This window comes from Arthrobacter sp. SLBN-53 (genome assembly GCF_006715585.1).
Taxonomy (GTDB): Bacteria; Actinomycetota; Actinomycetes; order Mycobacteriales; family Mycobacteriaceae; genus Mycobacterium; species Mycobacterium neoaurum_A.
On sequence record NZ_VFNN01000001.1, the window covers coordinates 1,555,868 to 1,578,023 of the forward strand.

The window sequence follows — 22,156 nt, forward strand, 5'->3', positions numbered from 1 at the left end:
CTAACCCGCCAGGTTGAAGTTGCCGGATTGCCCGTACACCGCAAGGGAGATCATCACGACGACGAACGCGGAGATCACCAGGGAGGTGCGCACCGCCCGACCGACCGCCTCACCCACGCCGGCGGGCCCACCGCTGGCGGTGAAACCGTAGTAGGTGTGCACCAGCATGATCACGATGGCCATGGCGATCGACTGGACGAAGGACCAGATGAGGTCGATCGGGTTGAGGAAGGTGTCGAAGTAGTGGTCGTAGATACCGCTGGACTGACCGTAGATCACCGTGGTACCGATCTTGGCCGCGTAGAACGACATCAACACACCGACGCAATACAGCGGAATCACCACGATCACACCGGCGATGACGCGACTGGACGCCAGGTAGGCGATGCTGCGGATGCCGATGACCTCCAGCGCGTCGATCTCTTCGTTGATGCGCATGGCGCCCAGCTGTGCGGTGGCACCGGCACCGATGGTGGCCGACAAGGCGATCGCCGTGGTGGCCGGCGCGATGAGGCGGACGTTGAAGAAGGCCGACGCGAACCCGGTCAGCGCCTCGACGCCGATCTCGGAGAACTGGTTGTAGCCCTGCACGGCGACCAGCGCACCGGTACTGACGGTCAGGAAGCCGACGATCGCCACGGTGCCGCCGATGATGGCCAGCGCACCGGTTCCCAGGCCCATCTGGGCGATGAGGCGGACGAGTTCTTTCGGGTACCGGATGAAGACGTCACCGATGGAGACCAGCGTGCGACCGAAGAACTGGGTTTGCTCGCCGACCTGATTCCAGGAATCGACGACGCTGTTGACGCTTCGCTTGACCCGCAGGCCCACTGTGGTCGTCACATCGTCGCCTTCACACCCACCGCGGTCGCGACCACGTTGATGGCGAACAGCGCCATGAACGTGAACACCACCGTCTCGTTCACGGCGTTACCGACACCCGCAGGCCCACCGCCCACCGAAATACCCTTGTAGCAGGCGATCAGACCGGCAGTGAGGCCGAACAGCGCGGCCTTGACCAGCGCGACCAACACATCCGACGGACCGGTGATCAGGGTCAGGCCCGCCACGAAGGCGCCCGGTGACACGTGCTGGACATACACACAGAACAGGTATGCCCCGGTCAGACCGACCAGCACCACGGTCGCCGACAGTGCCAGCGACACCGTCGTGGCGGCCAGCACACGCGGGATGACCAACGCCTGAATCGGATTCACACCCATCACGCGTAGGGCGTCGAGTTCCTCGCGGATGGTGCGCGCTCCGAGGTCGGCGCACATGGCGGTCGCACCGGCACCGGCGATGACCAAAACGGTGACGATGGGCCCGATCTGGGTGACGGTGCCCAGGGCCGCGCCGGTCCCGGAGAAGTCGGCGGCGCCGAATTCGGTCAGCAGGATATTGAAGGTGAAGGTGAGCAGAACCGTGTACGGGACGGTCAGCATCAGCGTCGGCAGCAACGAAACTCGTGCGACGAACCAGGACTGGAGGATGTACTCGCGCCAGGCGAACGGCGGACGGAACATCAGGGTGAACACGTCCAGCGTCATCGAGAAGAATCCGCCGAAGGAACGAACGGGTTTGGCGATGACGTTCGGGATGGCGTCCTGCGCGGCCATCAGCGGGTTGCCCTCACGCCGCACAACCTCCGCATGGCCATGAAATCCCTTCGACGATGCCCGCTGTCCGCGGGGCCGGCAGGTACCGGCCGGTCCGAACACGATATGACCACAGGCGTCGCCATGGATGCGGAAGAACGTACATAAGGATTTTCACAGTCACAACTGGCGTGCTCATCGGCCCACACCCTCGTCATGGCCCATCACCACCGGAAACGCGCCGCGACACACCGAGCGCGCGCAGCGCGAAACCCTCGACGCGCGCCCGCGACACCGGGACCTGCTCGGCATCGAAGATCCTGGTCGAGGTGAGCTCACGGCTGACCAGCGCGGCGATCGCGATGGCATCGGATTCCGGCTCGGCCAGCGGGAACGATCCGTCGGCCCGCCCGGCGGCCAGGATGTCGGCAAGCGACGATTCCCGTCGCGAACGGGATAGTTCGCGCGCCTCGCGGAACCCCTTCGCCGAGCGCATCTCGTCGCAGTCGAGCACGGCGAGGTAACGGTGCAGATCGGGATCCATCGCCAGGGTGAACATCTGGTCGAGCCAGGCTCGCAGCCGATCCAGCGGCGTGGAACCCGTTCCGGCGGCGATCTCGTCGAGCCGGACGGTCAGGCGCAGGGTGACATCGTCCAGCATCGCCAGGAACAGCTCGTCCTTGGACTGGTAGTGCCGATAGAAGGCGCGGCTGGACACCCCGGCGCGGGACAGGATGGCCGCGACGGGAATGGGAGCGTCGTGCGGTTCGGCCAGGCAGGCGAAGGTCGCCTCGACAATGCTGCCGCGCTCGTCGGCTCCGGGATCGTTGGACAGCACGGTGGGGAGTCTAGAGACCGGCCGCCACGGTCAACCGACCGGTCAGTAACGTGGCTCACAGATTCGCGGATCGGCGAGAGGAATCCCGTGAGCACTGTCGACAGCACACCGCACACCGTGACCTACCGCGGCGTCGACGGGCTGGCACTGGTCGCCGACGAGTGGAACGGCGACGGGGCGGCCGATCAGGACGGACCCACCATCCTGTTGCTGCACGGCGGCGGGCAGAACCGGCATTCGTGGAAGAACACCGGTCAGATCCTGGCCTCCCGCGGCAAGCATGTGATCGCGATGGACAGCCGGGGCCACGGCGACAGCGACTACTCCCCCACGGCGAACTATGCCGTCGAGACGCTGAGCGCCGACGTCCAGCAGGTGCTCCTGCAGATCGGTAGGCCGGTCGTGCTGATCGGCGCCAGCATGGGCGGGCTCACCGGCATCCTGGCCGCCCACGAGGCCGGCCCCGACGTGGTGACCAAGCTGGTGCTCGTCGACGTGGTGCCACGGTTCGAGAAGGACGGCAGCGCGCGCATCCGCGATTTCATGTTCAACCACGTACACGGGTTCGACTCGCTGGAGCAGGCGGCCGATGCGGTGGCCGCCTACCTTCCGCACCGGCCGCGGCCGCGCAGCGTCGAGGGCTTGAAGAAGAACCTGAGGTTGCGCGACGGCCGCTGGTATTGGCACTGGGATCCGGCGTTTCTCACCAAGCCCGGTGACGACCCGTTCGCCAGGGTGGACATGCTGGAACAAGCGGCCCAGAATCTGCGTGTGCCGATCCTGCTGATCCGGGGAAAGTTGTCCGATGTGGTGTCCGTCGAGGGTGTGCAGAGCTTCCTGAAACAGGTGCCTGCCGCCGAGTTCGTCGAATTGTCCGATGCGGGGCACACCGCGGCCGGGGATGACAATGATGCCTTCACCGAGGCCGTCGTCGCCTTCGTCGACAAGTGAGCGCCATGACCTCCGCCGGCGCGGGCTGTTCGGGTTGCTCAGGGTTCAATTTCCTGGAGCAGCCCGCCCTGCCCGCGCCCCAGCTCACCGAGGCCCAGGCCACCGAGCTGCTGGCCACGCATTACGCGCTGCGCAAGACGGTGCGGTCGCTGGGCAGCCAACAGGACCGCAACTTCACCGTGATCGAGGAAGACGTCCCGGTGGCCGTGCTCAAGATCGCCAACCCGGCGTTCACCGACGCCGAACTCGTCGCCCAGGACGTCGCGGCCGCGCTGATCGCCCATGCCGAGCCCGACCTGCGGGTGGCGGTGCCCCTGGACACCACCGACGGACAGAAGTACGCGGTCGCCGACCCCGGTTCGGGCGCGGGCCAGATCAGGCTGCTGCCCTACCTGTCGGGTGGGACCCTCAATGCCCGCGGTTACCTGTCGCCCGCGGTGGTGGCCGCACTCGGCGATATCGCCGGACGCGTCAGCATCGCGCTCGCCGACTTCACCCACCCCGGGCTGGACCGGATCCTGCAGTGGGATCTGCGGTACGGCATCCGCGTGGTCGACGAGCTGATCACCCACGTCACCGACCGGCGCGACGAGGTGGCCGCGGCCGCGCACGCGGCGGCCGAACGCATCTCCGCCGTTGCCGACGAGTTGCCGCAGCAGGCGGTGCATCTGGACCTCACCGACGCCAACGTGATCGTGGGCCCGTCGGGCATTCCCGACGGTGTCATCGATTTCGGGGATCTCTCCCGCAGTTGGGCGGGGTCGGAGATCGCCATCACCCTGTCCTCGGTGCTCGGACATCCCGGCGCCGATGCGACGTCGATCCTGCCCGGTGTCAAGGCCTTTCACGCCATCCGACCGCTGCGGCCAGCCGAGGCGCGGGCGCTGTGGCCGCTGCTGGTGTTGCGTACCGCCGTGCTCATCGTCAGCGGCGCCCAGCAGGGCGCACTGGACCCCGACAACAGTTACATCACCGAACAGTCCGAGGACGAATGGCGGATGTTCGATACCGCGACATCGGTGCCTGCCGACGTCATGACGGCATTGATCCTCAGTGAACTCGGGTTGGCCGAGCCGCCCGTCCGGCCGGAGATCGACAACCGGCTGATCGCGGATCTGGACCCGGACACCGTGGTGACGCTGGATCTGTCCGACACCCTCGACGACGCCGACGAACTGGCCGCCGAAGCGGTGCGCGCGGGCGGGGCGTTGGTGCTCACCCGGTTCGGCAAACCCCGGCTGGGCCTGGCCCCGTTGCTGTCACCCGACAGTCCGCAGGTTGTCGAGACCGGTAACTCGCTGTGGTCGGCGACGACGACCCGGGTGCTCGCACCCTGGGACGGCGAGGTCATCGACCGGACCGATGACCGGATCACGTTGCGCGGCATCGACTTCGAACTGACCCTCACGGGCACGGAGTCGAGCGCGGCACCGGGGCAGGTGCGCGCCGGTGAGCACCTCGGGGTGCTCGGGGCCGGCCGCTGGACACAGCTGGCGGTCCGTCCGGCAGGCGCGCCCGTCGCACCGGCATTCTGCACCGCCGAGCTCGCGCCGGGCTGGTTGGCGTTGTCATGCGACCCTCGAACCGTTTTGGGTCTCGATCCCCTGCACGAGCCACCCCAGCGTGATCTGCTGGATCGCCGCGACGACAGTTTCGCCTCGGTGCAGGAGCGTTACTACCGCAACCCGCCGCGGATCGAACGCGGCCACCGGCATTACCTGATGTCCACCGCTGGCCGGATCTACCTGGACATGGTCAACAACGTCGCGGTGCTCGGACACGCACACCCCCGGGTCGCCGACGCCGCATCGCGGCAGCTGCGCAGGCTGAACACCAACTCCCGGTTCAACTACGAGGTCGTCGTCGAGTTCAGCGAGCGGATCGCGGCGACCCTGCCCGAGCGGCTGGACACCGTGTTCCTCGTCAATTCCGGTTCGGAGGCAAGCGATCTCGCGATCCGACTGGCGATGGCCGTGACCGGACGCCGCGATGTGGTGGCGGTCCGCGAGGCGTATCACGGGTGGACCTACGCCACCGACGCGGTGTCCACCTCCACCGCCGACAACCCCAACGCGCTGTCCACCCGGCCGGACTGGGTGCACACCGTCGAATCGCCGAACAGCTTCCGCGGCAAGTACCGCGGCGCGCAGGCATACCGGTACGCCGAGGAGGCCGTGGCCCAGATCGAACAGATGACGGTCGCCGGGCGCCCGCCCGCAGGGTTCATCTGCGAACCGGTGTACGGCAATGCCGGCGGGATGGCGCTTCCCGACGGCTATCTCGAGCAGGTGTACGGCGCGGTGCGCGCGGCCGGCGGCGTCGCCATCGCCGACGAGGTCCAGGTCGGTTACGGCCGTCTCGGACAGTGGTTCTGGGGCTTCCCGCAACAACAGGTCGTGCCCGATATCGTGTCGGTGGCCAAGGCGACCGGTAACGGTTATCCGCTGGGCGCGGTCATCACCACCCGGGCCATCGCCGAGGGCTTCCGCTCACAGGGGTACTTCTTCTCCTCCACCGGCGGCAGTCCGCTGTCGTGTGCGATCGGACTCGCGGTGCTCGACACACTGCGTGATGAGGGTCTGCAGGAGAACGCCTTGCGCACCGGCGGGTACCTGAAGTCGCGGCTGGAGGCGTTGGCCGACAAGCATCCGATCATCGGCACCGTGCACGGGATGGGTCTGTACCTCGGTGTGGAGATGGTCCGCGATCCGGTGACCCTGGAACCCGCCACCGAGGAGACGATGGCGATCTGCGAACGGATGCTGGAACTCGGGGTGGTGATCCAGCCGACCGGCGACCATCAGAACATCCTGAAGACCAAGCCGCCGCTGTGCATCGACACCGCGGGCGCGGACTTCTACGTCGATATGCTCGACCGCGCGCTCACCGAGCTCTCCTGAAACCTGGCGAGCGCGCCGATCAGGCCTTCTCGGCCTCTTCCAGGCGCTGGTGCAGGCGGGCGCGGATGTCCTCGGGCGTGTACGACCGGCGGATCCGCTGATCCCTGGCGACCAGCACGCCACCGGCCACCACACCGGCGACACCGGCGAGTCCGACCCACTTCCAGATGCTTCGCATGCTGCGATTGTGCCTAAGCTTCCCGGGTGGACGCACACACGGTGGATCTGACCCGCGCGCTGCAGGAGACCCGGACCGGGGACATCTGGCTGTTCCGGGGCGGTTCGGGACCCGACCGGGCCATCCAGGCGTTGACCAACGCGCCGGTCAACCATGTCGGGATGACGGTGGCCATCGATGATCTGCCGCCGCTGATCTGGCACGCCGAACTCGGTCAGAAGCTGCTCGACCTGTGGACCGGCACCCACCACCGCGGTGTGCAACTCAACGACGCCCGCGAGGTCGTGGAGCGCTGGGTCCACGAGTACGGGCAGAAGGCCTGGTTGCGCCAGCTGACACCGCCGGCCGACCGGACGCAGGAGGACCGGATGCTCAAGGTGATCGCCCGGATGAACGGCACCGCCTTTCCCTCGACGGCGCGGTTGACCGGCCGGTGGCTGCGGGGCCGGCTGCCGATCGTCAGCGATTTCACCCGCGGTCTGCCGGTCATCCACCGCAAGGTCCGCCAATCGGCCGAGCGCGACAAGGTCCAGCGCAGGTCGGCCGGGTTGGAGACGGCCTACTGCGCGGAGACGGTGGCCATCACCTATGAGGAGATGGGTCTGCTGACCACCGAAAAACGGGAGAACTACTTCGACCCCGGCAAATTCTGGAGCGGGGACACCCTGCGGCTGGCGCCGGGCCACGCGCTCGGCGACGAGATTGCGGTGCGGGTCGACTAGATCGCCGTGAGTTCCGGTGCGGCCCAGCTCCCGTCGATGATCTGCGGGCGCGGCCGGTACAACCGGATGAGGTAATTCCAGCCGTCCGGGACGATGATCGCGTTCGGCGGCAATTCGCCGTCGGCCGAGGGCACGAACCGCACCGTCACCGATCCGTCGGCACCACGCACGCCGGTCACGCTGTTGACCGAGTACAGGCCCGCGGCGTTGGGCTCGAAGAAGCCCTTGCCGTTGTACACCGACACCGACCAGAACGCGTCGACCGGGACGTCGGCGAACACCAGTTGATAGTGCCCCGCAGGCAGTTTCGGGTCGACTCCGATATAGGCCGCCTCGCTCGTCGGCAGACCGCCCCAGCCGGCGGCGCAGCCGATCAGGTGGCGCACCGGGTCCACCTCGGCGCGGGTGCCGAAGGTCCGATCGAAGTTCCGCAGACCGGCGGCCAGGGCGAGCAGCGCGTCACGGGTCGCGTCCAACGCGGCGGTGTCGTAGTCGGGCATCACGAACGGCTGCTGCGCGTCGCCGACCAGCCGCAGCGCGTCCTGCAGCTGCGCGACCGCCGCGACGTCGTCGGTGCTGGTGGGGTCGACCAGGATCCGGACGGCGACGAACGCGTATCGGGAGCCGAACTCTTGGGCGGTCAGCACATGCTCACCGGGCCGGTGCAGGACGCGGTTGACGTAATGGTCCTCGTTGACGATCATCGCCGACAGGTACCGCTCACCGGCATCCGGCAACGTCAGCCGCACGTCCTCGGCGAGGTCGACCACCGCGAAGCTGTACAGCGTGTCGCGATTGAGCCGGATGACGGTCTGCTCCTCGATGCGTGCCGGTGTCCGGTTGTGCCGGAACCGCCCGACACCGCCGGCGACGGCCTGATTGTCGCGGAACATCCGGTGGGTTTCGGCCCGGACGAAGTTGTCGACGTCGACGTGGATCGGCATGCATGAATTCTGCACCTTGGGTGGTCGCGCCGGCCGGTTTGGCGGGTAATCGGTGCCCATGGCACGGCGGGGCGAGATGTGCTGGTGTACTTCGACAATGATCGAGGCGGTCGCGCGGTACGCAATGCGCAGGAGTTGCGCAGCATGCCGATGCCACCGAGAACCTACGCGTACGGTGCAGTACATGCCGTTGCGCCATGTGGATCCCGAGAGGCCCCGAGGTTCCAAGTACCACGCCAGTGTGCGCTTCGGGCGCTCCCCGATCGGGCAGTTCATCGCCAGGCACATCGCCAGGCGCACCGACCCGTATCTCTTCCGGTTGACCCGCGGTCGCATCAATATGGGCCCCATCATCAATGCCCCGCTGGTGACGACCGGCGCCAAGTCCGGCAAACGCCGTCAGGTGCAGTTGACCTACTTCAACGACGGCCCGGACGTCATCCTGTTGGCGTCCAATTACGGCGGCGCCAAGCATCCCCAGTGGTACTACAACCTGAAGGCCAACCCGGACTGCGAGTTCGGTATGGAACCCTTCACCGCCTCCCAGGTGACCGACCCCGACGAGTACGACCGACTCTTCGGTCTGGCCGGCCGGGTGTACGCCGGCTATGACGATTACCGGGAAAAGACCGCCCCGGAGGGGCGGACGATCCCGATCTTCCGGCTCACCCCGCGCTGATCGAACGGTCGCTCAGCGCACCGCCAGGGTCAGGTGATCGAGCCTGCGCACCAGGATGCTCGGCAGCCACGCGCCCACCTCGGCGGCGTCGATCCAGTCCGTGCGCTCCAGCAGCATCCGCAGCACGATCCTGGCCTCCAGACGGGCCAGCGCGGCGCCAACGCAGAAGTGGGCGCCCTTACCGAACGCGATGTGTCCCTTCATCTCTCGACGATCAAGTCGGAACACGTCGGGATCGTCGAAGTGCTGCGGGTCGCGATTCGCCGCTCCCCACATCAGCAGCAGACGCGAGTCCGCGGGCAGGTGCACCCCGGCCAGCTCGGTGTCCCTGCGCACATGTCGGTAGTGGCCGCGGAACGGCGATTCGTAGCGCAGCACCTCTTCGATGAACGCACCGAGCAGCTCCGGGTTGTCGCGGACCTGTCGTTGAACGGCGCTGTGCGTCGCCAGAATCCACGCTGCGCTGCCCAGTAGCGAGGCCGTGGATTCACCGGCCGCGCTGAACAACGTGATCATGATCGTCAGCGCCGGAAGCTGTTCCAATTCCCCGGCCGCACAGCGGGCGGCGAGGTCCGCGACGAGCCCGGGCGCGCGACCGTCTGCGGCCCTGGTGAAATGGTCCAAGACATACCCGGAGAGCTGCACGGCCGCCACGCCCGCGGCCTCCAGTTGCTCCGCGTCGACGATGCCGTCGAGCAATGTCGTGGTGGCATAACCCAACCTGATGAGGGTGTCGACATCACCGTCGGGTAACCCGAGCAAACGGGCGACAACCATCATCGGCAGCCGGTTTGCGACCGTGCTCATCCATTCGATCCGGCCGCCGGACCGGCCGTCTTCGTAGAGCCGACCGGCGGTCGTTTCGGCGAACTGTTCGATGACACGGATTCGTCGTGCCGACAGGTGTGGCAGGAGCAGCGTGCGGTGCACATCGTGCACAGGGTCATCCGCGGTCGCCAGGGCCTGCATCGGGCCACCCAGCGGGCCCATGTCGAACGGGGTGACACGTCCGTCGTCGTGGTAGACCATGGTGGCCGTCAGGTTGGAGGAGAAATCCTCGACGCGAGCGACGGCCTCGACCACGGCATCCCACCCGCAGACTGCGTGGAAGGTCGAATCTCCGATGCGCTGCACCGGCCCCCGCTCGCGCATTCGTGCGTAGTACGGGTAGGGATCGTGGAGGGCATCGGTGCCGAAGATCTCGGCGACATCCGCGGAGAAGGTCATCCGCACAGCGTGAACGCCGGAGAAGTAGCTGGTCAACGGTGCGCGACAAATGCGATAACGCGCGCGGAGCGGGTTCGACGCCCCGATTCGCACGCGAGCCGAGGGACCTGCGTGTTCGGTGAGAATTCCCCGCGGTTTCCTCTCATGGTGATAAGTGTTGTGGATGGCTTCGCGCACTGGGGTGACCCGGACGACCGCATCCGGCGACTGGTTGCTCGGCCGCGACCGCCGCGACGAGGCCGCCGAACGCATCTACACCGCGGCCGCCGAACTGTTGTCACGGCACGGGTACGAGCATTTCAGCGTCGACGCCGTGGCGGCGGCGGTGCACTGCTCACCGGCGACGGTCTACCGCCACACCGGCGGCAAGGCGGCGCTCCGCGATGCCGTGCTCACCAGGCACGCCGAGCGCATCCTCGACTCGGTCCGCTCTGCCATCGCCGACCTGACCGGCCCGGAAAGAGTCGTCACCGCCACGCTCGTCGCGCTGCGCCGGATGCGCGCCGACCCCTTGGCCGACATCATGCGCTCGATGGTCACGGTGTCCGGCGACGAGTGGATCACCGAATCGCCGGTTGTGTCGCGATTCGCAACCGAGATGGTCGGGCTCAGCACACCCGACCCGCTGGCCACGCAGTGGTTGATCCGTTCGTTCCTGGCCCTGTGGCACTGGCCGGTGCCCGACCCGGACGCCGAGGAGGAGATGGTGCGCCGGTTCCTCGGCCCGGGGTTCGGGGCCGTCGAGGACGACTCGCCGTGAACACGCGTCGTACGCGCTCAGATTTGCGCCGTGGTCGAGTCTGATCTGTATGGGCACACTCATCTACGGTTTCACCACCTCGGTGGACGGCTATATCGCCGACGCGCACGGGAACATCGACTGGAGCGATCCGAGCGATGAACTGCACCAGTACTGGAACGATTTCGAACGCAACACCGCCATGTCGTTCTACGGCCGAAGAATCTATGAACTGATGGCCGACTACTGGCCGGCCGTCCACGAATCGACGGATGCCGACCCGATCGCCGCCGACTTCGCCGGGGTGTGGTGCACCATGCCGAAGGTCGTGTTCTCCTCCACCCTGGAATCCGTCGCGTGGAACTCCCGGCTGGAACGGGGCGACCCGGTCGAGGTGGTGCGGCGACTCAAGGCCGACACCGACGGTCAACTCGAAGTGGCCGGCGCGACATTGGCGGCACCGCTCGTGCGGGCGGGGCTGGTGGACGAGTATCGAATGGTCATCGCTCCCACCGCGGTCGGCGGCGGCACATCGTTCTTCCCGACGCTGCCATCGCGGATGCCGTTGCGACTGCTGGAGCATCGGGTGTTTCCCGGCGGCACGATCCTGCTGCGCTATGCGCCGAGAGACCGGTAAGGCTCAGTGTGCAGCGGGCCGGAACATCGAATACACCACCGGCCCATCGGGTATCGATGTCGTGGCGGTGACGGTGAACCCCGACCGCTCATAGAGACGGACGTTGCGTTCATCCGACGTCTCCAACGCCGTGCCCGCGGCGGCGTCGACCGCGCCCACCGCCGCCAGCCCCGCCTCGACCAGCGCGCCGCCCAGGCCCCGGCCCTGGCTGTCCGGGTGCACACCGAGGGTGGCCAGGTTCCATGCGTTCTCGGGTTGGGCCGGGATGTCCACCTGGCCAAGCACTCCCAGTCGATCACCGTGCAGATCGGCGACCTGCTGCTGGAAGTCCGGCGGCGGTTCGGGCGCATCGGGCGGCAGCAGCGCCAGCACGCCGCGCACCTCGTCGGCGACCAGCACGATGCCGTGCTGGTGTGCGAACTCCAGGTACAACCGCTGCAGTTGCTCGAGGCGTTCGGCGTAGCCGTCCTGCGGAATCGACCACCTGGTCCACGGATAGGAATCGAAGGCCGCGGCCAAGGTGGCGGCCGCCGCTTCCAGATCCGTCACTGCTGCGGGTTGGACGCGGTGGCTCACCGCACACACCTCCATCGTGTCGTCTGCGTGCACGCAATGTTCGGCTGACAGCTTAGCCATGGATATATAGGCGTCACGGAGCTGTCAGCGGAACATTGCGATCGGCTAGCGGCCGAGACGGGACTCGATCGGGATCTGGACCCGCTGCACCACCGCCACAAAGAGTGCTGCGGGCAGCATCGATACCCAGGCCCGTCCGCTGAATGGCCTGGGCCACAAGCGGTCCCGCCATGCCGAGGTACATCGGGTTTCGGAAAGCCCGAAAGATCCCGGTACGCACGAGGGTCGCGGCCCGGTCGACCTCCAGGGGGTTGACCGAGGTATCGTGGCGCCGAAAGGATCCCACCGACGCGAGCAGCACCCCGACGGACAGCGCCGCAGCACCGCCTGCGACCAGCCGCGATGCCGTGGACCCGGATGCCCCACGGCTCAGCCAGATCTGGGCCAGCGCGGCTGCGCCCGCGACACCGACCGGTGGAACGCGCATGTCACGGTCGCCTACGCCGATCCCGACGCCTGGGCTAACCGCGGTTGGCGCGCACGGCCTCGCGAATCAGGGCCTTGAAGGCCTCGGTGTCCAGTTGATCGTCTTCGCGCAGATCGATGGCGCGTCGGACCGACGCGTCGAGACTGGCGTTGAACAGGTGGTCCGGGTCGTTCACCGACGCGCCCTTGGCGAAGGTCAACTTGACCTTGTCCTTGTAGGTCTCCACGGTGCAGATCAAGCCGTCGAGGGAGAACGCGGGGCACACCGTCAGGGTTGGACGGCTTGCGCCACTTGACCTCTTCGACGACATCGGGTTCGGCCTGGTTGATCAGAGACCGGAGCAGCTCGATACGCCAATCCGCACTCACGGCCGCCAATGTACTACCGAGCCCTAGACGTTGAACCGGAACTCGACCGTCTGCCAGCGGCCGACCCGCCCGCAATGTTCCGCTGACAGCTCCACCATGAATATATAGGCGTTGTAACGCTGTCAGCGGAACATTGCGAATGGCAGATCGCCTCGCTGGCCGGGCTCACACGTTGAAGCGGAACTCCACCACGTCCCCGTCGGCCATCACGTAGTCCTTGCCCTCCATGCGCACCTTGCCCGCGGCCTTGGCCGCGGCCATCGATCCGGCCTCGACCAGGTCATCGAAGGACACGACCTCGGCCTTGATGAAACCCTTCTCGAAATCGGTGTGGATCACCCCGGCCGCCTTCGGCGCAGTGTCGCCGCGGTGAATCGTCCACGCGCGGGCCTCTTTCGGCCCCGCCGTCAGGTAGGTCTGCAGGTTCAGGGTGTGGAAACCGGCCCGCGCCAACGCATCCAACCCGGGCTCGGTCTGACCGATGGACTCCAGCAGCTCGGCCGCCGACTCGTCGTCCAGCTCGATCAGCTCGGACTCGATCTTGGCGTCCAGGAACACCGCATCGGCCGGGGCCACCAGCTCACGCAGCTCGGCCTTCTTGGCCTCGTCGGTGAGCACCGACTCGTCGGCGTTGAACACGTAGAGGAACGGTTTGGTCGTCATCAGGTTCAGTTCGCGAAGGACCGTGGCATCCGCCCCCGCCGAGAACAGGGTCTTGCCCGAATCGAGCACCGCCTGGGCGGCCACCGCGGCGTCGAGCAGCGGTTTGCGGTCCTTGTTGTTGCGGGCTTCCTTCTCCAGCCGCGGTACGGCCTTCTCCAATGTCTGCATATCGGCCAGGATCAGTTCGGTCTCGATGACCTCGATATCCGAGCGCGGATCCACCCGACCGTCGACGTGCACCACATCGTCATCGGCGAAGGCGCGCACCACCTGGCAGATGGCATCGCACTCGCGGATGTTGGCCAGGAACTTGTTGCCGAGCCCGGCCCCCTCGGAAGCCCCCTTGACGATGCCGGCGATGTCGACGAACGTCACCGGTGCCGGCACAGTCTTCTCCGAGCCGAAGATCTCGGCGAGCTTGTCCAACCGCGGGTCGGGCAGCGCCACCACACCCTCGTTCGGTTCGATGGTCGCGAACGGGTAGTTCGCGGCCAACACGTCGTTCCGCGTCAGCGCGTTGAAAAGGGTCGACTTGCCGACATTGGGGAGTCCGACGATTCCGAGGTTCAAGCTCACGGACTCCAGAGTCTAGAGGGTGTGACAGGCTCGCCAGCGCGTGCTGGCAGCGCCCACCCAGCGTCAGCCGGTACGGTCAACATGTGTCAGGTCAGCCCGAGCCGACGGAGTCGGTGTCCCACCGCGCCGTCCTCCCCCGCATCCCGGGCTGGCCATCGGGACTGCTGCCCTGGTGGGGCGCTGTTCTGGTGGCCGTCACGGCAACCCTGGTCGGCTTCGCCTACCACGCCGGCGCCGGCACCGGCGAGCTCGGTGCGGTGTTCGCCACGTTCTATGTGTTGGGCTGCCTGGCGGCGGTTCTGCTGGTGCGTCGCTCCGGCATCTTCGCCACGGTCATCCAGCCCCCGCTGATCCTGTTCATCTCGGTACCGTCTGCGTACTTCCTGATGCACAGCGGCCAGATCAGCGGCCTCAAGGACGTCCTGATCAACTGCGGTTACCCCCTGATCGAGCGCTTCCCACTGATGTTCTTCACCTCGGTGGCGGTGCTGGCGGTCGGCGGGGCGCGCTGGTACCTGGACAAGCAGAGCGCAGATTCCGCCGAGGTCTCCGAGTCCACTGGTTCCGACGGACCCGATCTGGCCGAGCGTGTCGCGCGACGGCTGCGCCGCTCGCCGGATCCCGATGCCGAGGCCGAGGCGCCACCGCGCCCGGCTCGCCGATCGCGACGCCCCCGCGAGACCGCCGCCCGTGCCGCCCAAGAGCCCCGCCGCACCCGCACCGGCCAGCCCTCGCGCGCCCGGCACAACCGGCCGCCGGAGTCGGATATCGCGGCCTCGGCCGCCGCGGCCGACCGTCGCGAACGTGCCGCCACCCGGGAACGTTATGGCCGTCCCCGTCCCGACGAGGAACTGCGCGCGGACCCGCCGCGGCGCGCACGCCGGACCCGTGACGCGGCTGCCCGCGATCCACGCGAACCCCGTCAGCCCCGCCGCACGCCGCCGCCGAGCCGCAGCCGCGCCGAGGACACCCCGGATCCCTACGAGCGTCCGCGCCGCCGCCGTGAGTACGACAGCCCGTACGCCGATTACCAGCCCGGCTACCGGCCGCCTCGCCCCGAGGACCGCTATCCGGAGTACCCGGACTACCCGGAGCCGCCTCGTCGCGCCGCCACCGAGGGGGCGCATCACCCGGTGTCACGGGTCCGCTATCGCAGCACCGACGACGAGCGACGCACCGAGCACCGCACCCGCCCGCGCGCCGGCCACCGCCGCGACGACTGGGACTAGCTAGGCCACGGCGCGCAGGAACGTGCCCGCCGCTTCGACCGCGGGCGCCGAACTCCCCGCATCGCTGACGAACACCGCCAGCGCCAGGTCACCGCGGATGCCGACGAACCAGCCGTGCGCATGGGTGTCGTCGATATATTCGGCGGTCCCGGTTTTGCCGAGCAGATCAGGGATGTCCTGCAGCGCCGTCGCGGTGCCACCGGTGATGGTTTCGCGCATCATCGCCCGCACCTGCTCGTCGACCGACGGCGGTAACGGTTCGGGCGTGCGGTCGGGCACACCCGGGGACCCCTGCACGATGGTCGGGGCGGGCACCGATCCCTTCGCCAGCGTCGCGGCCACCAGCGCCATCCCGAACGGCGAGGCGGTGACCTTGCCCTGGCCGATGCCCTCCTCGACGCGCAGCGCCGAGGTGTCCGCCGCCGGCACCGAACCGGTCACCGTGGTCATACCGGGTGCCACGAAATCGATGCCGAGACCCAGTTGGGCGGCGGCCTTGGTCAGCCCGTCGGGCGGCAGGTTGACCGCGAGCCTGCCCATCGTGGTGTTGCAGGACCGCGCGAACGCGGTGTGCAGCGGCACCTCGCCGAGATCGAAATTGTCGTCATTGGGGATCTGGCGGCCCTCGATGTTCTCGGTGCCCGGGCAGCCCACGATGCTGTCCGGGGTGACCTGACCGGCCTGCAGGGCCGCCGAAACCGTGACGGTCTTGAAGGTCGATCCCGGCGGGTACAGCCCGGTCAGCGCGATCGGGCCCTGCGCATCGGCGGGGGCGTTCTGCGCGACGGCGAGCAGATTGCCGGTAGACGGCTGGATGGCCACGATGGCCGCGGGTGTGGTCAGCGACGCCAGGGCGGTCTCCCCGGCCAACTGCATGCCGATATCGAGTGTGCTGGCGATATCGCCGACGGCACCGGGGTCCTGCCCGCCGACGCGGGTGGGTCCACTGGGGGTCTGCGCGGACACCGCCCAGCCGGCGGCCTCGTCGGTGCGCTGCTGCCACAGCTCGGACAATCCGGACAGGGTCGGCGAGGTCAACGCGCGGTCGGTGGCCAGCAGCCGGGTCTGCGGGCGCAGGGTCACCTCCGGCAGCGCGGCAAGTTGGTCCCGGATCGGGGCGAGGTCCTCATCGCGCAGTGTGACGGCGGTGACGGGCGCCCCCTTGGCCAGTTCCCCGCCGAGCCACTCCGGCGTGACGGTCGGCGCGATCGGATTGACCAATGCCGCAACGGCGTTGACATCGGCGCCGGGGGCGACGTCGACGAGGGTGACGATGTGCTGGGTGAGCAGGTCGGCACCGGTGCGATCGAGCACCCTGGCCGCCGGCTGCGGGGCCAGCGTGCCGAAGGACAGCGGGCCCTGGTCCAGACCGGGCGCGACGGTCGCCGCATCCCAGCGGACCTTCCAGTCATCGCCCTCGGCGGCGGCCGACCCGGTCGTGGTGTAGGTCCACTCGGTCGTCTTCTGCGGCCCGAACTTCCAGGTGGCCGCCAGCGTGAAGGTCGCCGCGTCCTCCTGGCGCCGCACATCGGAGACCTCGAAGCGGACATCGGTGCCCAGGCTGGCGTAGAGGGCGTCCAGGGTTCCCGACGCTGCGGCGGCATCGGTGGTCAGCGCTGCCGCGGCGGGTGCGTCACCGCGGCTCAGTGCCTCGGCGAACCCATCGGTGGCGTTGTTCAGCCGGTCTTCGCTGTCGCCACAGCCTGCCAGCAGGAGCGCGGCCACCAGGGCCACCGGAATGATGCGTCGCAGAGAGCCCACAACGCCCGAACGTACCCGTGTCAGCCGCGCGGCGGACGGATCTCCCGCGGCAGGGCGAACACCAACGTCTCATTGGCCGTGGTCACGGGCTGCACAGTGGCGTAGCCGTATTCGGCGAGTCGGTCCAGCACCCCGCGCACCAGGATCTCGGGCACCGACGCACCGGAGGTGACGCCGACCGTCGTGACCCCGGAGAACCAGGCGGGATCGACATCGTCGGCGTAGTCGACCAGATGCGAGGCCTTGGCACCGGCCAGCAGCGCCACCTCGACCAAGCGCACCGAATTCGACGAGTTCTTCGAGCCGACGACGATGACGAGATCGCATTCGGGCGCCATCGCCTTGACCGCGACCTGACGGTTCTGGGTGGCGTAGCAGATGTCGTCGCTCGGCGGGTCCTGCAGCGTCGGGAACTTCTCGCGCAACCGGCGCACGGTCTCCATGGTCTCGTCGACGCTCAGCGTGGTCTGCGACAGCCAGACGATCTTGTTCGGGTCGCGGACGGTCACCTTGTCCACGGCGTCGGGGTTGTCGACTACCTGGACGTGGTCGGGGGCCTCACCGGCGGTGCCGACGACCTCCTCGTGGCCCTCGTGACCGACGAGCAGGATGTCGTAGTCGTCGCGGGCGAAGCGTTTGGCCTCGTTGTGCACCTTGGTGACCAACGGGCACGTCGCGTCGATGGTCTGCAGGTTGCGTTCGGCGGCCTCGACGTGCACGGTCGGCGCGACACCGTGGGCGGAGAACACCACGATGGCGCCCTCGGGAACCTCGTCGGTGCGCTCGACGAAGACGGCACCGGCCTTGGCCAGCGTGTCCACCACATAGCGGTTATGCACGATCTCGTGCCGCACGTAGATGGGGGCGCCGTGCTTCTCCAGTGCACGCTCGACGGTCTCGACGGCCCTGTCGACGCCCGCGCAGTAGCCGCGTGGCTCGGCCAGCAGCACGCGCTTGCCGTCAACCCGCGCGGCCACCGAGCTGGTGGCACCGGGAATTCCCATGTTGACGGTTGGTGGCATACATCCAGGGTACTTACCCGCACCCGTCACGGGCCAGCCGTAGGCTGACCCCATGGCAACAGCACCATACGGAGTTCGATTGCTGGTGGGTGCGGCGGTGACCGCTCTGGACGAGACCCGCAAACTCCCCCAGACCATCCTCACCTATCCGATGACGGTGGCCAGCCAGCTGGCGCATCTGGTGATGAAGGTGCAGCAGGACGTCGCCGACCTGGTCAATCGCGGTGACGAGGCACTCGAGGAACTGTTCCCGCCCAAGGACGAGCAGCCCGAGTGGGCGACGTTCGACGAGGACGAACCGCGCGATCGCTTCTCCGACGCCGCCGATGCCGATGACGCTGACGACCTCGCGTCGGTGACACGTCTCACCGGAAACAAGGTCACCAATCGCTCCGAAGGCCGGTTCGCGCTGTTCAGCGAGGGCGAGGCTCATTCGGAGTCCTATGCGCAGGCTCATTCGGACGCGCCGGGGGCGGCCACCGCACCGACGAGCAACGGCGAGGTCCCCGCGATCGTGGACAAGATCGGCTACGAGACGCTGACGCTGGCACAGCTGCGCGCCCGGTTGACGTCGCTGAAGCTGACCGATCTGGAGGCGCTGTTGGCCTTCGAGGAGGCCAACAAGGCCCGCGCTCCGTTCCAGACGCTGATCGCCAACAGGATCACCCGCGCGTCGGCCAAGTGAGCGAACCCGGCCAGTCCCCGGAGAACCCGTGGCCGGTCCGCGCGGTCGCGACCCGGGTCGCCAAATGGATCGACCGGTTGGGCACCGTGTGGGTGGAGGGTCAGATCGCGCAGCTGACCATGCGTCCGGGTTCGAACACCGCGTGGCTGGTCCTGCGCGACCCGGCCGCGGACATGTCGCTGTCCCTCACCTGCCCGCGGGACCTGGTGGCCAACGCGCCGGTCAAACTGGCCGAGGGTGTGCAGGTCATCGTCTATGGCAAGCCGCAGTTCTACACCGGCCGTGGGACGTTCTCGCTGCGGGTGACCGATATCCGCGCCGTCGGCATCGGTGAACTGCTGGCCCGTATCGAGCGGCTGCGCCGGCTGCTGGACGCCGAGGGATTGTTCGACCCGCGGCTCAAACGCCCCATCCCGTTCCTGCCCAACACCATCGGGCTGATCACCGGCCGGGCGTCGGCCGCCGAACACGACGTGATGGCCATCGCGTCGGCACGGTGGCCCGCGGTGCACTTCGAGGTCCGCAACACCGCCGTGCAAGGGCCCAATTGCGTGCCGCAGGTGGTGGCCGCCCTATCGGAGTTGGACGCCGATCCACATGTCGACGTGATCATCCTGGCGCGCGGCGGAGGCAGCGTCGAGGATCTGCTGCCGTTCTCCGACGAGACGCTGTGCCGCGCCATCGCCGCGGCCACCACACCGGTGATCAGCGCCGTGGGCCACGAGCCGGACAATCCGGTCTGCGATCTGGTGGCCGATCTGCGGGCGGCCACCCCCACCGATGCCGCCAAGCGCGTCGTGCCCGACGCCGCCGCCGAGCAGGCCGGGGTGACCGAGATGCGACGGCGCAGCGCCCAAGCGTTGCGCAACTGGGTGCGGCGCGAGGCGCACATCATCGAGGGGCTGCGCTCGCGCCCGGTGCTGGCGCACCCCCTGCGGGCACTCGACGCCCGTGCCGAGGAGATCGAGCGGGCGCGGGACACCGCACGCCGAGACATCAACCGGATGATCGCGGCGCAGGCCGATCGGCTCGAGCATCTGTCCGCGCGGCTGAGCACGCTCGGACCGGCGGCGACGCTGGCCCGCGGATACGCGGTGGTGCAGTTGCTCGACGGGAGTTCCAGCGGGCAGGTGCTGCGATCGACGGCGGATGCGCCGGCCGGTACACAACTTCGGGTGCGCGTTGCCGACGGCGCCCTCACCGCAATCAGCGAGGGAGCAGATGAAGCCCATTAGTAAGTTGGGTTACGAAGAGGCGCGGGACGAGCTGATCGAGGTGGTGCGCCAGCTCGAACACGGCGGACTGGACCTCGACGCCTCCCTCAAGCTCTGGGAAAGAGGTGAGGAACTGGCCAAACGCTGTGAGGAGCATCTGGCCGGGGCCCGCCGGAAGGTCGCCGACACGCTGGCCGCGGGCACCGTCGACGACGAGTGATGATGCAGCCGCATTAGTCGGATTTATCGGCCAGGACTTCAAAACTGGAACACGTTTCAGTTATCCTCGCCACATGGGTGACCCAACTTTGCGTACTGACCTGGGCCGAGTGCTGGTGACGGGCGGTTCCGGTTTCGTCGGCGCCAACCTGGTGACCACGCTGCTCGAACGCGGACACGAGGTCCGCTCCTTCGACCGGGTGCCTACGCCGCTGCCCGCCCACCCCAGGCTGACAACCGTCGTCGGCGACATCACCAACGCCGGGGACGTCGGCACCGCCGTGGCGGATATCGACACGATCTTCCACACCGCGGCCATCATCGACCTGATGGGCGGGGCCACCGTCACCGACCAATACCGGCAGCGCAGCTTCTCGGTCAACGTCGAGGGCACCAAGAACCTGGTGCACGCCGGCCAGCAGGCCGGGGTGCAGCGATTCGTCTACACGGCTTCCAACAGTGTCGTGATGGGCGGCCAGGACATCGTCAACGGTGACGAAAACTTGCCCTATACAACACGATTCAACGATCTCTACACCGAGACCAAGGTGGTTGCCGAGAAGTTCGTGCTCAGCCAGAACGGCGAGCACGGCATGCTGACGTGTTCGATCCGGCCCAGCGGCATCTGGGGCCGCGGTGATCAGACCATGTTCCGCAAAGTCTTCGAAAACGTGCTTGCCGGGCACGTCAAGGTGCTCGTCGGCAGCAAGAACATCAAGCTCGACAACTCATACGTGCACAACCTCATTCACGGTTTCATCCTGGCTGCCGAGCATCTGGCGCCGGGCGGCACCGCACCCGGGCAGGCCTACTTCATCAACGACGGTGAGCCGCTGAACATGTTCGAGTTCGCCCGCCCGGTCGTGGTGGCGTGCGGTCGCAAGCTTCCCAACTTCCGCGTCTCGGGTCGGCTGGTGCACAAGGCGATGATGGGCTGGCAGTGGCTGCACTTCAAGTACGGCATTCGCGAGCCTCTGGTGGAACCCCTTGCCGTGGAACGGCTTTACCTGAACAACTACTTCTCGATCGCCAAAGCGCGGCGCGATCTCGGGTACGAGCCGTTGTTCACCACCGAACAGGCGATGGCCGAATGCATGCCCTACTACACCGAGCTGTTCGACACGATGGTGTCCCAGGGCGCGCAGCCCGCCGTGACCGCAGCCCCGAGGAGCTGATCGTCGTCGATCGGTTCACACCGAACAGGCCTGAGATATGGACAAGGCCGGTGGCGCTGTAGCGCCCCGGCCTCTGGCTTCCCGCACGGAGTCTACAGAACCGGGGAAGCTTGCCAACAAGGGTACGTGACGCCGCACCGGGAAGCCAAACTCACCCCATCCGTTCACAGTTCAGGGGATCTCCGCCGACGATCGCGCGCAACCGCCGGACAGTCATGGGCGTCGCCGCCTCGGCAACGGTGGCGAGCAGTGTGCGCGCATCGGTCGCCGGCGTCTGCGGTGGCATCACCCACAGCAACGCGGTGCGCGAGTGGCTACCGACCAAGTACAGCGTGTCCGGCGCCACCATGGAGTATCGATCAACCGTTATCGCCGCGCCGCCACGGATCACCCGCGCGGGGGCCGCAGGAAACACACTGGCGTCGTACAGAACTCGGCGCACGGGGCCCAACCAGCGGCCCATCACCGATACCAGGTCCGGCAGTTCGGTCCGCAAGTCATAGTTCGGCGGCCACCACGCGCCGTCGACGCTGCCCTGTACGTCAGTGCGCCCGCAGATCGCGAGTCGGGTATCGGGCTGACATTCGACATCGACCACCGGCGATGCTCCCATCACTATCAGAGCAATCGCAGACGGCAACCGATGAATCGGGCACGCGAGAAACCCACGACTACAACCAGGGTAGCCCGATCGATCGGCTCCCGTGCGGTCCCGCGCGACCCGCAACCGATCTGATGCATCGCCACGCGTCGAAAAAGTTCCTAAGA

General features: G+C 67.6%; 24 protein-coding genes. 11 read left to right on the forward strand and 13 right to left on the reverse strand.

Annotated features, from left to right (window positions below; genetic code table 11):
* The 3 genes from FBY28_RS07355 to FBY28_RS07365 form a co-directional block, all read right to left on the reverse strand.
* On the reverse strand, window positions 1-843 hold the full coding sequence (locus FBY28_RS07355) for an MlaE family ABC transporter permease (RefSeq protein ID WP_141865513.1): 843 nt from the start codon (window positions 841-843) through the stop codon (window positions 1-3).
* Window positions 840-1,643 (reverse strand): MlaE family ABC transporter permease, encoded by an 804-nt coding sequence (locus FBY28_RS07360; protein WP_216847547.1) that lies wholly within the window; start codon window positions 1,641-1,643, stop codon window positions 840-842. Before FBY28_RS07360 ends, FBY28_RS07355 begins: the two co-directional genes overlap by 4 nt.
* 169 nt (window positions 1,644-1,812) lie before the next feature.
* On the reverse strand, window positions 1,813-2,436 hold the full coding sequence (locus FBY28_RS07365) for a TetR/AcrR family transcriptional regulator (protein ID WP_141865515.1): 624 nt from the start codon (window positions 2,434-2,436) through the stop codon (window positions 1,813-1,815).
* Between the two features lie 87 nt (window positions 2,437-2,523).
* Here FBY28_RS07365 and FBY28_RS07370 point away from each other — a divergent pair, with 87 nt between their 5' ends.
* Complete coding sequence (locus FBY28_RS07370) at window positions 2,524-3,387, forward strand: alpha/beta fold hydrolase (RefSeq protein WP_141865517.1); 864 nt, start codon at window positions 2,524-2,526, stop codon at window positions 3,385-3,387.
* A gap of 5 nt (window positions 3,388-3,392) precedes the next feature.
* Window positions 3,393-6,287 (forward strand): aminotransferase, encoded by a 2,895-nt coding sequence (locus tag FBY28_RS07375; RefSeq protein ID WP_141865519.1) that lies wholly within the window; start codon window positions 3,393-3,395, stop codon window positions 6,285-6,287.
* A gap of 19 nt (window positions 6,288-6,306) precedes the next feature.
* Here the strand turns inward: FBY28_RS07375 and FBY28_RS07380 are convergent, their stop codons facing one another.
* Window positions 6,307-6,465 carry a hypothetical protein gene (locus FBY28_RS07380; RefSeq protein ID WP_090559205.1) on the reverse strand — a complete coding sequence of 53 codons (159 nt, stop codon included), beginning with the start codon at window positions 6,463-6,465 and terminating at the stop codon, window positions 6,307-6,309.
* A gap of 26 nt (window positions 6,466-6,491) precedes the next feature.
* Between FBY28_RS07380 and FBY28_RS07385 the strand changes: the two genes are divergently transcribed.
* Window positions 6,492-7,187: a guanylate cyclase gene (locus tag FBY28_RS07385; protein WP_141865521.1), complete on the forward strand. Its 696-nt coding sequence runs from the start codon at window positions 6,492-6,494 to the stop codon at window positions 7,185-7,187.
* On the opposite strand, the gene FBY28_RS07390 is transcribed toward FBY28_RS07385, so the two are convergent.
* Window positions 7,184-8,131 (reverse strand): DUF1214 domain-containing protein, encoded by a 948-nt coding sequence (locus FBY28_RS07390; RefSeq protein ID WP_141865523.1) that lies wholly within the window; start codon window positions 8,129-8,131, stop codon window positions 7,184-7,186. The two genes, FBY28_RS07385 and FBY28_RS07390, sit on opposite strands and share 4 nt — an antisense overlap.
* 184 nt (window positions 8,132-8,315) lie before the next feature.
* On the opposite strand from FBY28_RS07390, the gene FBY28_RS07395 reads away from it, so the two are divergent.
* Window positions 8,316-8,810: a nitroreductase family deazaflavin-dependent oxidoreductase gene (locus FBY28_RS07395; protein ID WP_019511855.1), complete on the forward strand. Its 495-nt coding sequence runs from the start codon at window positions 8,316-8,318 to the stop codon at window positions 8,808-8,810.
* A 12-nt stretch (window positions 8,811-8,822) separates the two neighbouring features.
* Here the strand turns inward: FBY28_RS07395 and FBY28_RS07400 are convergent, their stop codons facing one another.
* Window positions 8,823-10,037 (reverse strand): cytochrome P450, encoded by a 1,215-nt coding sequence (locus FBY28_RS07400; protein ID WP_141865525.1) that lies wholly within the window; start codon window positions 10,035-10,037, stop codon window positions 8,823-8,825.
* Window positions 10,038-10,200: 163 nt separating this feature from the next.
* Here FBY28_RS07400 and FBY28_RS07405 point away from each other — a divergent pair, with 163 nt between their 5' ends.
* Together FBY28_RS07405 and FBY28_RS07410 are read left to right on the forward strand one after the other, a co-directional pair.
* Window positions 10,201-10,797 carry a TetR/AcrR family transcriptional regulator gene (locus FBY28_RS07405; RefSeq protein WP_141865527.1) on the forward strand — a complete coding sequence of 199 codons (597 nt, stop codon included), beginning with the start codon at window positions 10,201-10,203 and terminating at the stop codon, window positions 10,795-10,797.
* A gap of 49 nt (window positions 10,798-10,846) precedes the next feature.
* Window positions 10,847-11,413, forward strand: a complete 567-nt coding sequence (locus FBY28_RS07410; protein WP_141865529.1) for a dihydrofolate reductase family protein — start codon at window positions 10,847-10,849, stop codon at window positions 11,411-11,413.
* Between the two features lie 3 nt (window positions 11,414-11,416).
* Here the strand turns inward: FBY28_RS07410 and FBY28_RS07415 are convergent, their stop codons facing one another.
* From FBY28_RS07415 to ychF, 4 genes are all read right to left on the reverse strand, one after another.
* Window positions 11,417-11,989: a GNAT family N-acetyltransferase gene (locus FBY28_RS07415; protein ID WP_286177837.1), complete on the reverse strand. Its 573-nt coding sequence runs from the start codon at window positions 11,987-11,989 to the stop codon at window positions 11,417-11,419.
* Window positions 11,990-12,062: 73 nt separating this feature from the next.
* On the reverse strand, window positions 12,063-12,476 hold the full coding sequence (locus FBY28_RS07420; protein WP_141865531.1) for a methyltransferase family protein: 414 nt from the start codon (window positions 12,474-12,476) through the stop codon (window positions 12,063-12,065).
* 34 nt (window positions 12,477-12,510) lie between these two features.
* On the reverse strand, window positions 12,511-12,786 hold the full coding sequence (locus FBY28_RS25980) for a DUF1801 domain-containing protein (protein ID WP_286177839.1): 276 nt from the start codon (window positions 12,784-12,786) through the stop codon (window positions 12,511-12,513).
* 223 nt (window positions 12,787-13,009) lie between these two features.
* Window positions 13,010-14,083 carry a redox-regulated ATPase YchF gene (gene ychF / locus FBY28_RS07430; RefSeq protein WP_019511848.1) on the reverse strand — a complete coding sequence of 358 codons (1,074 nt, stop codon included), beginning with the start codon at window positions 14,081-14,083 and terminating at the stop codon, window positions 13,010-13,012.
* An 83-nt stretch (window positions 14,084-14,166) separates the two neighbouring features.
* On the opposite strand from ychF, the gene FBY28_RS07435 reads away from it, so the two are divergent.
* On the forward strand, window positions 14,167-15,312 hold the full coding sequence (locus FBY28_RS07435; RefSeq protein ID WP_216847549.1) for a DUF6542 domain-containing protein: 1,146 nt from the start codon (window positions 14,167-14,169) through the stop codon (window positions 15,310-15,312).
* Here the strand turns inward: FBY28_RS07435 and FBY28_RS07440 are convergent, their stop codons facing one another.
* Together FBY28_RS07440 and FBY28_RS07445 are read right to left on the reverse strand one after the other, a co-directional pair.
* The gene (locus FBY28_RS07440; protein ID WP_141865533.1) at window positions 15,313-17,073 is read right to left on the reverse strand and encodes a penicillin-binding transpeptidase domain-containing protein; all 1,761 of its coding nucleotides are present in this window, start codon (window positions 17,071-17,073) and stop codon (window positions 15,313-15,315) included. It abuts the gene before it with no gap.
* A gap of 20 nt (window positions 17,074-17,093) precedes the next feature.
* The gene (locus FBY28_RS07445) at window positions 17,094-18,077 is read right to left on the reverse strand and encodes a 4-hydroxy-3-methylbut-2-enyl diphosphate reductase (protein ID WP_216848024.1); all 984 of its coding nucleotides are present in this window, start codon (window positions 18,075-18,077) and stop codon (window positions 17,094-17,096) included.
* A gap of 70 nt (window positions 18,078-18,147) precedes the next feature.
* On the opposite strand from FBY28_RS07445, the gene FBY28_RS07450 reads away from it, so the two are divergent.
* The 4 genes from FBY28_RS07450 to FBY28_RS07465 all read left to right on the forward strand — a co-directional run bounded on the left by FBY28_RS07450 (window position 18,148) and on the right by FBY28_RS07465 (window position 21,388).
* Window positions 18,148-18,780: a lipid droplet-associated protein gene (locus FBY28_RS07450; protein WP_141865537.1), complete on the forward strand. Its 633-nt coding sequence runs from the start codon at window positions 18,148-18,150 to the stop codon at window positions 18,778-18,780.
* The gene (gene xseA, locus FBY28_RS07455; RefSeq protein ID WP_141865539.1) at window positions 18,777-20,015 is read left to right on the forward strand and encodes an exodeoxyribonuclease VII large subunit; all 1,239 of its coding nucleotides are present in this window, start codon (window positions 18,777-18,779) and stop codon (window positions 20,013-20,015) included. The genes FBY28_RS07450 and xseA overlap by 4 nt, the downstream gene beginning before the upstream one ends.
* Window positions 20,002-20,214 carry an exodeoxyribonuclease VII small subunit gene (locus FBY28_RS07460; RefSeq protein ID WP_141865541.1) on the forward strand — a complete coding sequence of 71 codons (213 nt, stop codon included), beginning with the start codon at window positions 20,002-20,004 and terminating at the stop codon, window positions 20,212-20,214. The genes xseA and FBY28_RS07460 overlap by 14 nt, the downstream gene beginning before the upstream one ends.
* 73 nt (window positions 20,215-20,287) lie before the next feature.
* Complete coding sequence (locus FBY28_RS07465) at window positions 20,288-21,388, forward strand: 3-beta-hydroxysteroid dehydrogenase (protein ID WP_141865543.1); 1,101 nt, start codon at window positions 20,288-20,290, stop codon at window positions 21,386-21,388.
* 151 nt (window positions 21,389-21,539) lie between these two features.
* On the opposite strand, the gene FBY28_RS07470 is transcribed toward FBY28_RS07465, so the two are convergent.
* Window positions 21,540-22,001 (reverse strand): DUF5994 family protein, encoded by a 462-nt coding sequence (locus tag FBY28_RS07470; RefSeq protein WP_141865545.1) that lies wholly within the window; start codon window positions 21,999-22,001, stop codon window positions 21,540-21,542.
* Window positions 22,002-22,156: the final 155 nt, after the last annotated feature.